Below are 7,753 nucleotides of genomic sequence, written 5' to 3' on the forward strand. Positions count from 1 at the left end.
CCTCGGGGACCACGCCCTCGTCGAGCATGATCTTGATCTCCTGCGCGAGCCCGTCCTGCACGCGGGCGAGGATCGTGTCGGGCGCGATGGGCGTCTTCCCCGTCACGAGCACCTTCTGCGCGGCCTTGGTCCAGCCGGTCACACGACCGCCCTTGTCCTTCTCGACGACCTCGGGAAGCGCCGCGAGCTCGTGGAAGTTCTCGGACGCGAAGAACCGGTCGGGGAATGCCCCGGCCATCGTGTCCTGCACGTGCGCGGCGACCTTCCAGCCGACCAGGTCGATGAGCTGGAACGGCCCCATCGGCAGGCCGAGCGGCGCGAACGCCTTCTCGACCACGGTGATCGGGGTGCCCTCGTACACCGCGCGCGCGGCCTCGCCCATCACCTTGGCCAGCAGCCGGTTCACGACGAAGCCCGGGGCGTCGGCGGTGAGCACGGCGTTCTTGCCGAGTCCCTTGGCCACGACGAACGCCGTCGACAGCGCAGCGTCGGCGGTGGCATCCGTCTTCACGATCTCGATGAGGGGCATCACCGCGACGGGGTTGAAGAAGTGGAAGCCGACGAGCCGCTCGGGGTGCGCCAGCGCGGTGCCGATCTCGGCGACCGACAGCGACGAGGTGTTGGTCGCCAGGATCGTGTCGTCCGAGACGATCTTCTCGATCGCCGAGAACACCTCCTGCTTGACACCCACCTCTTCGAACACGGCCTCGATGACGAAGTCGCAGTCGGCGAACTCGCCGCGATCGGTCGTTCCGTGCACGAGCGCGCGCAGCTGGTTCGCAGTGTCGGCGTCGAGGCGGCCCTTGGCCTCGAGCGTGCCGATCTCGTCGCGGATGGATGCCACGCCCTTGTCGACGCGGCCCTGGTCGAGGTCGGTGATGACGACGGGCACGCGGAGCTTGCGCACGAACAGCAGCGCGAACTGCGAGGCCATGAGGCCCGCACCGATGACGCCGACCTTCGTGACCTTCTTCGCCAACGCCTTGTCGGGAGCACCGACCGGGCGCTTGGCGCGCTTCTGCACGAGATCGAACGCGTACATGGATGCCGCGAACTGGTCGCCCGTGATGAGATCGGCCAGCGCCTCGTCCTCGCGGGCGAAGCCTTCGGCCTTCGTGCCGCTCTTTGCTTTGTCGAGCAGGTCGAGCGCGACGTAGGGGGAGCGGGGGACCGTACCGATCTTGCTCTCGAGCATCCCCCGCGCCATCTTGGTGGCGATGGGCCACTTGGTGAGGCGCTCGAGTTTGCCGGGCTCGTTCTTGCGCTCGACCTTCACGCGCCCGGTGAGCACGCCGTCGGCCCAGCGCAGCGAGTCCTCGAGGTAGGACGCCGCCGGGAAGATGGCATCCATGATCCCGAGGTCGAAGGCCTGCTGGGGCTTGAGCATCCGGTTCTGCTTGAGCGGGTTGGACACCACGACCTCGAGGGCGTTCTCGATGCCGATGAGGTTCGGCAGCAGGTAGGCGCCGCCCCAGCCCGGGATGATGCCGAGGAACACCTCGGGCAGCGCGACCGCCGCGGCCGACGCGTCGACGGTCCGGTACGTGGAGTTCAGCGCGATCTCGAGACCGCCGCCGAGCGCGAGGCCGTTGACGAACGCGAAGGACGGCACGCCGAGGTCGGAGAGCGAGCCGAGCACCTGGTGCCCGCGCTGGGCGATGAGACGCGCGACCTCTTTCGAGGGCAGCTTGGCGACGTCGGAGAGGTCGGCCCCGGCAGCGAGGATGTACTGCTTGCCGGTGATCGCGACCGCGTGGATCTCTCCCGCCGCCGCGCGCTGCTTCAGCGTCGCGAGCGTCTCGCCGAGCTCGGCGAGAGTCGCGGGCCCGAGGGTGTTCGGACGCGTGTGATCGCGGCCGTTGTCGAGCGTCACGAGCGCGAGCACGTTGCCCGAGGGTAGGCGCACGTCGCGCACGGGGGAGTGGGTGACGACCTCGTCGCCGGTGAGGGCGTCGAGGGGCGAGAAGTCGATGGCGTCGTAGTCGGTCACTTGCGCTTCTTCTTTCCGTCGAAGAACGGGTTCTCCCAGATCACGGAGCCGCCCTGCCCGAGACCCACGCACATGGCCGTCAGACCGTAGCGGACGTCGGGTCGCTCGGCGAAGTGCGCCGCGAGCTGGATCATGAGACGGACACCGGATGCCGCCAGCGGGTGGCCGAGGGCGATCGCGCCGCCCCACGGGTTCACGCGCGGGTCGTCGTCGGCGATGCCGAAGTGATCGAGCAGCGAGATGACCTGGATCGCGAAGGCTTCGTTGAGCTCGAACAGACCGATGTCATCGATCGTGAGCCCGGCCTTCTTGAGCGCCTTCTCGGTCGACGGGATCGGACCGATGCCCATGATCTCGGGCTGCACGCCGGCGAATGCGAACGACACCATCCGCATCTTGGGCGTGAGGCCCAGCTCCTTCACCGCGCCGGAGCCGGCGAGCAGACTGATCGTCGCGCCGTCTGTCAGGGGCGACGAGGTACCGGCGGTCACGCGCCCGTGCGGGCGGAACGGGGTCTTGAGGGATGCCAGGCCCTCGAGGGTCGTCTCGGGGCGGCGACCCTCGTCCTCGGTGGCCAGGCCCCAGGCGCCCTCGGCATCCTTCACCGCGACCGGGACGAGGTCGCGCTGGAACCGGCCGGCTTCGTACGCGGCCTGCGCCTTGTGCTGGCTGGCCATGCCGAAACGGTCGGCGCGCTCCTTGGTCAGGTGCGGGAACCGGTCGTGGATGCGCTCGGCGGTCACCCCCATGTTGAGCGCGCCCGGGTCGACGAGCTTCTCGGCGACGAACCGGGGATTGGGGTCGGCGTTCCCGCCGATGGGGTGGTGCCCCATGTGCTCGACGCCGCCCGCGAGGGCGAGGTCGTACATGCCGACGCCGATCGACGCGCCCATCGTGGTGACGCTCGTCATCGCACCGGCGCACATGCGCTCGATCGCGAGTCCGGGGACCGTCATCGGCAGCCCCGCGAGGATCGCGGCGGTGCGACCGAGGGTCAGCCCCTGGTCTCCCGTCTGCGACGTCGCGGCGATCGCCACGTCGTCGATCCGATCCTTCGGCACCGCGCCGTTGCGCTCCATCAACCCGATGATCGCCTTGACGACCAGGTCGTCCGCGCGGGTGTTCCAGTACATGCCCTTCTCGCCGGCGCGCCCGAACGGGGTTCGCACACCATCGACGAAGAAGACGTCAGACATCTCGGCCACTCTGCCTCCATACATTGGGATGCAGCCAGCCTAGGAAACGCCCCGCGGCCCGAAGAATCGGTTGTCCGAACCTACGAAGTCGGTTCCGCCGCCTCGGGATCCTCGTTGAGGGAAGCTACAAAGCTATCGGCGATCACCTGTGCGGTCTGGTCAATCTGCCACGGGCGAGCACCCAACTCCGCCAGGACGGTCGACACGGACTCCGCGGTGATCTCGGCGGGCGGAGTCCACGCCACGCGGCGCAGCGTCTCGGGAGTGAGGAGGTTCTCGGTCGGCATCCCCAGGTCCTCGGCCCGGGCCTCGACGGCCGGGCGGGCCGCCTTGAGCCGGCGGTCGGCGTCGGGGTTGCGATCGACCCACGCGCGCGGCGGCGGGAGCGTGTCGCTGGGCACACGGTCGGGCGGCAGCTCGGTCGACTCGCGACCGGCGACGATCGCGTTCCACCAGCGGTCCAGCTGCGTGCGGCTCGCGCGCCCGTTGAACTCCTTGATGCCCGCGAGCGCCTGCTTGCTCTGGGGGTCGGCGAGCACCGCCGCGACGAGGGCGCGATCGGGCACGAGCCGCCCGGGGGCGACGTCCTGCTCGCGTGCGTAGTCCTCGCGGGCCTGCCAGAGCGCACGCGCCACCGCCAGTGACCGCCGACCGCGCACGGTGTGCAATCCGCTCAGTCGGCGCCACGGGTCGTCGCGCGGCGGCTTCGGCAGACGCGAGAGGACGGCCTCGAACTCCTGCCGGGCGAACTCCGTCTTGCCCTGCTCCTCGAGCTCGGCGACGAGTTTGTCGCGCACGTCGATGAGATGCTCGACGTCGAGCGCCGCGTACTCGAGCCACGACGCCGGCAGCGGACGCGTGGACCAGTCCGCCGCGGAGTGGGCCTTGGCGAGGACGATGCCGAGGGTCTGCTCGACGACCGCGCCGAGGCCGACCCGCTCGTGGCCCAGCAGGCGCGCGCCCAGCTCGGTGTCGAAGATCTCCCGCGGCTCGAGTCCCCGTTCGCGCAGCGACGGAAGGTCCTGGCTCGCCGCGTGGAACACCCACTCGACGTCGCCGATGGCCCGCTGCAGCGGGGAGAAGTCCTCGATCGTCGACGGATCGAACAGGAAGACCCCCGCCTCGCGGCGGAACACCTGGATCAGGTACGCCCGCTGCGAATAGCGGAATCCCGACGCTCTCTCGACGTCGACGGCGACCGGTCCGACCCCGGATGCCAGGGATTGCGACGCCGCGCCGAGACCGGCGGCATCCTCGATGACGGTGTACTCACTCACGCGGGGGCCTCCGGGCTCCGAGAACCGCAACGCCCTCCGATCCCGGTGGGAGACCGGCGAGCATGCAGACAAGCTCCGCCCACGCTTCGAGGTGAGGGCGGAAGGGACCGCGCGGCGACCATGACGCGCGAAGTTCGATCTGCGACCCCTCGCCCTGCGCCGCGAGCGCGCCGAAACCGGTCGACAGCGTCTTGGTCGCCGTCCCGGATTCGGAGTGACGCTCGGCACCGCGAGAATCGAGGGCATCGATCAGCCACGACCACGCGACCTCCGCCAAGAGAGGATCGATGCCGATCTCGGGCTCGAGGGGGGCCTGGGCGAAGCAGACGACGCGCCACGCGCCACCCCACGCCTCAGGCTCGTCGGGGTCGTGCAGAAGAATGAAACGCCCGGTGCCGAACGGCGAGTCCGTCGCGTGCGCGTCGGGACGCACATCGCCGGCGAGAGCGAGCGCCTGCGGCGCCAGACCCGACGGGGAGGGGATCTCGCGCACCACGAAGTCGTCGCGGAACGTCGTCGCGCGCAACTCGTCGGCCGCCCGGGCGAAGGGGGTCGCCGCCTCGGGTGAGCGGGGGTCTGTCACGGCCACAGACTAGAGTGAGGCCTCGATGAACGCTCCCAGGCGCGCCGCGAGGCGCCGTGCCCCGCACCCGGCGGCCGGACCGCTGCGGATCGCCCTCACGGCACTGACGGCCGCCCTGGGCCTCAGCGCCACCGCGCTCGGAGCCGTCTCGCTGCGGATGGCGCGCACCGTCGTGACTCCCGCGGGTCGCATCCCCGACATCGAGGTGGTGGGCCTGGACGTCGCCGCTCAGACGGTGACTCTCTCGCGCACGCCCGACACGGTCCTGCCTGGCCGGTACGGCCTGTTCACCACGGGCACCGCCGACTACCTGCGGCTCGGATCCGTCGTGAAAGAGGATGCCGCGACGGTCACCCGCAAGCTCCTCACCCACGTGCCCGCGGACGCGCAGCTCGCCCCCGCGGCCGCCTTCAGCGGCTGGTACTACGACAAGCCCGACGACTTGCAGATCCCGTACCGCAACGCCCTCATCGGCACCCCGGTCGGGCCCTGCCCGGCGTGGGAGTTCCCCGCCGCCACCGACACCGACGTGTGGGTCATCCAGGTGCACGGTCGCGGCACGACCCGCGCCGAGGCGCTGCGGGCAGTGCCGGTGTTCCACGACCTCGGCATCACGAGCCTCGTCGTGTCGTACCGCAACGATGGAGAGGCGCCGCGCAGTCGCACGGGCACGTACGCCCTCGGCGCCACCGAGTGGCGCGACGTCGATGCCGCCATCGGCTACGCCCGACGGCAGGGTGCGCGTCGCATCCTGCTGATGGGCTGGTCGATGGGCGGAGCGATCTGCCTCCAGACCGAGTTCTCATCGCCCCACCGCGACGTCCTGGTCGGGCTCGTCCTCGAGTCGCCGGTCGCCGACTGGCGCACCGTGCTGCGCTACCAGAGCCGGGAGCTGCGACTTCCCGCCCCCGTGCTCGGCTTCGCGCAGCAGATCCTGGGCTCCGAGTGGGGAGCCGTCCTCACCCGGAGCGGCTCCGCCATCCCTCTCGACCGGCTCGACGCCGTCGCGCGCGCGGACGAACTGCGGCATCCGGTGCTGATACTCCACAGCGACGACGACGGATTCGTGCCGAGCGACGCCTCGCATGCCCTCGCCGAGGCGCGCCCCGACCTCGTCACGATGGACACGTTCTCGGTCGCCCGGCACACGAAGCTGTGGAACTACGACCAAGACCGGTGGACGCGCGCGATCACGGAGTGGGTGCGGGCGCGAGGACTCGCCACCGGGGAGTGAGGCGGATGCCGCCTGTCAGGCGCCGCTCTTGGCGCGCACCTGGCGCTTCGCGCGCATGAGCATGCCCGTCATACCCGCGATGCGCAGAGGGCTCACCGCGCGGGTCAGGCCGATGCTCTGCGGGAAGTCGTCGGGGACGGCCAGGACCTCGTCGACCGAGAGGCCGGTGAGGCCCTGGGCCAGGATGCTGGCGAACCCCCGGGTCGTGGGAGCCTCCGCGGGCGCGGTGGCGTGCATCGCCACGAGTCCGGCCTCATCGACATCGACCACGATGTAGACCGGCGACTGGCACTCCGCGACACGCTCGCACATCTCGGGGTGATCGGCGTACTGCGCCGGCACAGCGGGCAGCTCCTGCGAAAACTCCAGCAGCAACTGCAGACGGTCGGGCTCGTCGAGCTCGAGGAACTCGTCGCGGATCTCGGCGAGGCGGGCGGGGAGAGTGGTCTCGGACATCACCGTCATCCTCCCACGCCCACCGGGTCCGGGCTCAGCGTCCGGGGACCTCGCCGGGTTCCGCACCCGAGACGATCGGCACGCGCACGGCGCTGCCCCACTCGGTCCACGACCCGTCGTAGTTGCGGACGTCCTCGAAGCCGAGCAGGTGCTTCAACACGAACCACGTGTGGCTGGAGCGCTCCCCGATACGGCAGTACGCCACGATCTTGTCGCCGTCCTGCAGTCCCGCGCCGTCGCGGTACACGGCATCCAGTTCTTCGCGCGACTTGAAACCGCCGTCCTCGGCCACGGCCTTGGCCCACGGGACGCTCTGCGCGCTCGGGATGTGACCGGCGCGCAGCGCCCCCTCGTCGGGGTAGGCCGGGGCCGTCGTCCGTTCGCCCGAGTACTCCTCGGGGGATCGGACGTCGATCAGCGGGTTGCCGAGGTGTGCGAGGACGTCGTCCTTGTACGCGCGGATGAGCGAATCGTCGCGCTCCACGACGGGGTAGTCGGTGGGCTCGACGACCGTCTTGTCGGTGGTCACCGGCCGCCCCTCCGCGATCCACTTGACGCGCCCGCCGTCGAGCAGACGCACGTCTTCGTGGCCGAACAGGGAGAAGACCCACAGCGCGTAGGCGGCCCACCAGTTGTTCTTGTCGCCGTAGATGACGACCGTGTCGTCGCGGGAGATGCCCTTGCGGCTGAGCAGCGCCGCAAATCCCTCGCCGTCGACGTAGTCGCGCACGACGGGGTCGTTCAGCTCGGTGTGCCAGTCGACCTTGACGGCGCCGGGGATGTGCCCGGTCTCGTACAGCAGGACGTCCTCGTCGGATTCCACGACCACGAGATTGCCGCCGTCGAGGACGCCGTCCTCGATCGCCGTGGCCAGCCATTCCGTGGACACCAGGCGGTCAGGGTGGGCGTAAGCGGCGAATTTCTCGTTCTGCTCAACGGGGTAGGTCATTGCGATGGCCTTTCACTTGAACGGTCAGGAGGCCGGGCGCCGAAAGCGTGCGCCGCGCCGGGCCTGTT

The 7,753-nt window shown here is 70.2% G+C and carries 7 protein-coding genes; 1 reads left to right on the forward strand and 6 read right to left on the reverse strand.

The window, feature by feature from the left end; genetic code table 11:
* From LQV45_RS13815 to LQV45_RS13830, 4 genes are all read right to left on the reverse strand, one after another.
* A partial coding sequence (locus LQV45_RS13815; RefSeq protein WP_230007525.1) for a 3-hydroxyacyl-CoA dehydrogenase NAD-binding domain-containing protein occupies positions 1-1,990 on the reverse strand: 1,990 nt, incomplete at its 3' end.
* The gene (locus tag LQV45_RS13820; protein ID WP_230007526.1) at positions 1,987-3,195 is read right to left on the reverse strand and encodes a thiolase family protein; all 1,209 of its coding nucleotides are present in this window, start codon (positions 3,193-3,195) and stop codon (positions 1,987-1,989) included. The genes LQV45_RS13815 and LQV45_RS13820, both read right to left, overlap by 4 nt.
* A 71-nt stretch (positions 3,196-3,266) precedes the next feature.
* A complete protein-coding gene (locus LQV45_RS13825) occupies positions 3,267-4,463 on the reverse strand; it encodes an HRDC domain-containing protein (protein ID WP_230007527.1) in 1,197 nt (398 codons plus the stop codon).
* Complete coding sequence (locus LQV45_RS13830; protein ID WP_374208215.1) at positions 4,456-5,046, reverse strand: DUF3000 domain-containing protein; 591 nt, start codon at positions 5,044-5,046, stop codon at positions 4,456-4,458. The genes LQV45_RS13825 and LQV45_RS13830 overlap by 8 nt, the downstream gene beginning before the upstream one ends.
* Positions 5,047-5,071: 25 nt before the next feature.
* Here LQV45_RS13830 and LQV45_RS13835 point away from each other — a divergent pair, with 25 nt between their 5' ends.
* The gene (locus LQV45_RS13835) at positions 5,072-6,280 is read left to right on the forward strand and encodes a S9 family peptidase (protein WP_230007529.1); all 1,209 of its coding nucleotides are present in this window, start codon (positions 5,072-5,074) and stop codon (positions 6,278-6,280) included.
* 15 nt (positions 6,281-6,295) lie between these two features.
* Here LQV45_RS13835 and LQV45_RS13840 read toward each other — a convergent pair whose 3' ends face one another.
* Together LQV45_RS13840 and LQV45_RS13845 are read right to left on the reverse strand one after the other, a co-directional pair.
* Positions 6,296-6,736 (reverse strand): SufE family protein, encoded by a 441-nt coding sequence (locus tag LQV45_RS13840; protein WP_138172569.1) that lies wholly within the window; start codon positions 6,734-6,736, stop codon positions 6,296-6,298.
* Between the two features lie 34 nt (positions 6,737-6,770).
* Positions 6,771-7,685 (reverse strand): sulfurtransferase, encoded by a 915-nt coding sequence (locus LQV45_RS13845; protein ID WP_230007530.1) that lies wholly within the window; start codon positions 7,683-7,685, stop codon positions 6,771-6,773.
* Positions 7,686-7,753 lie beyond the last annotated feature (68 nt).

This window comes from Microbacterium sp. Bi128 (genome assembly GCF_918698205.1).

Bases quoted from the DNA above. Each gene is read 5' to 3' on its own strand.
- LQV45_RS13835 (WP_230007529.1), top strand. From the start codon at position 5,072: ATGAACGCTCCCAGGCGCGCCGCGAGGCGCCGTGCCCCGCACCCGGCG.
- LQV45_RS13840 (WP_138172569.1), bottom strand. From the start codon at position 6,736: ATGTCCGAGACCACTCTCCCCGCCCGCCTCGCCGAGATCCGCGACGAG.
- LQV45_RS13845 (WP_230007530.1), bottom strand. From the start codon at position 7,685: ATGACCTACCCCGTTGAGCAGAACGAGAAATTCGCCGCTTACGCCCAC.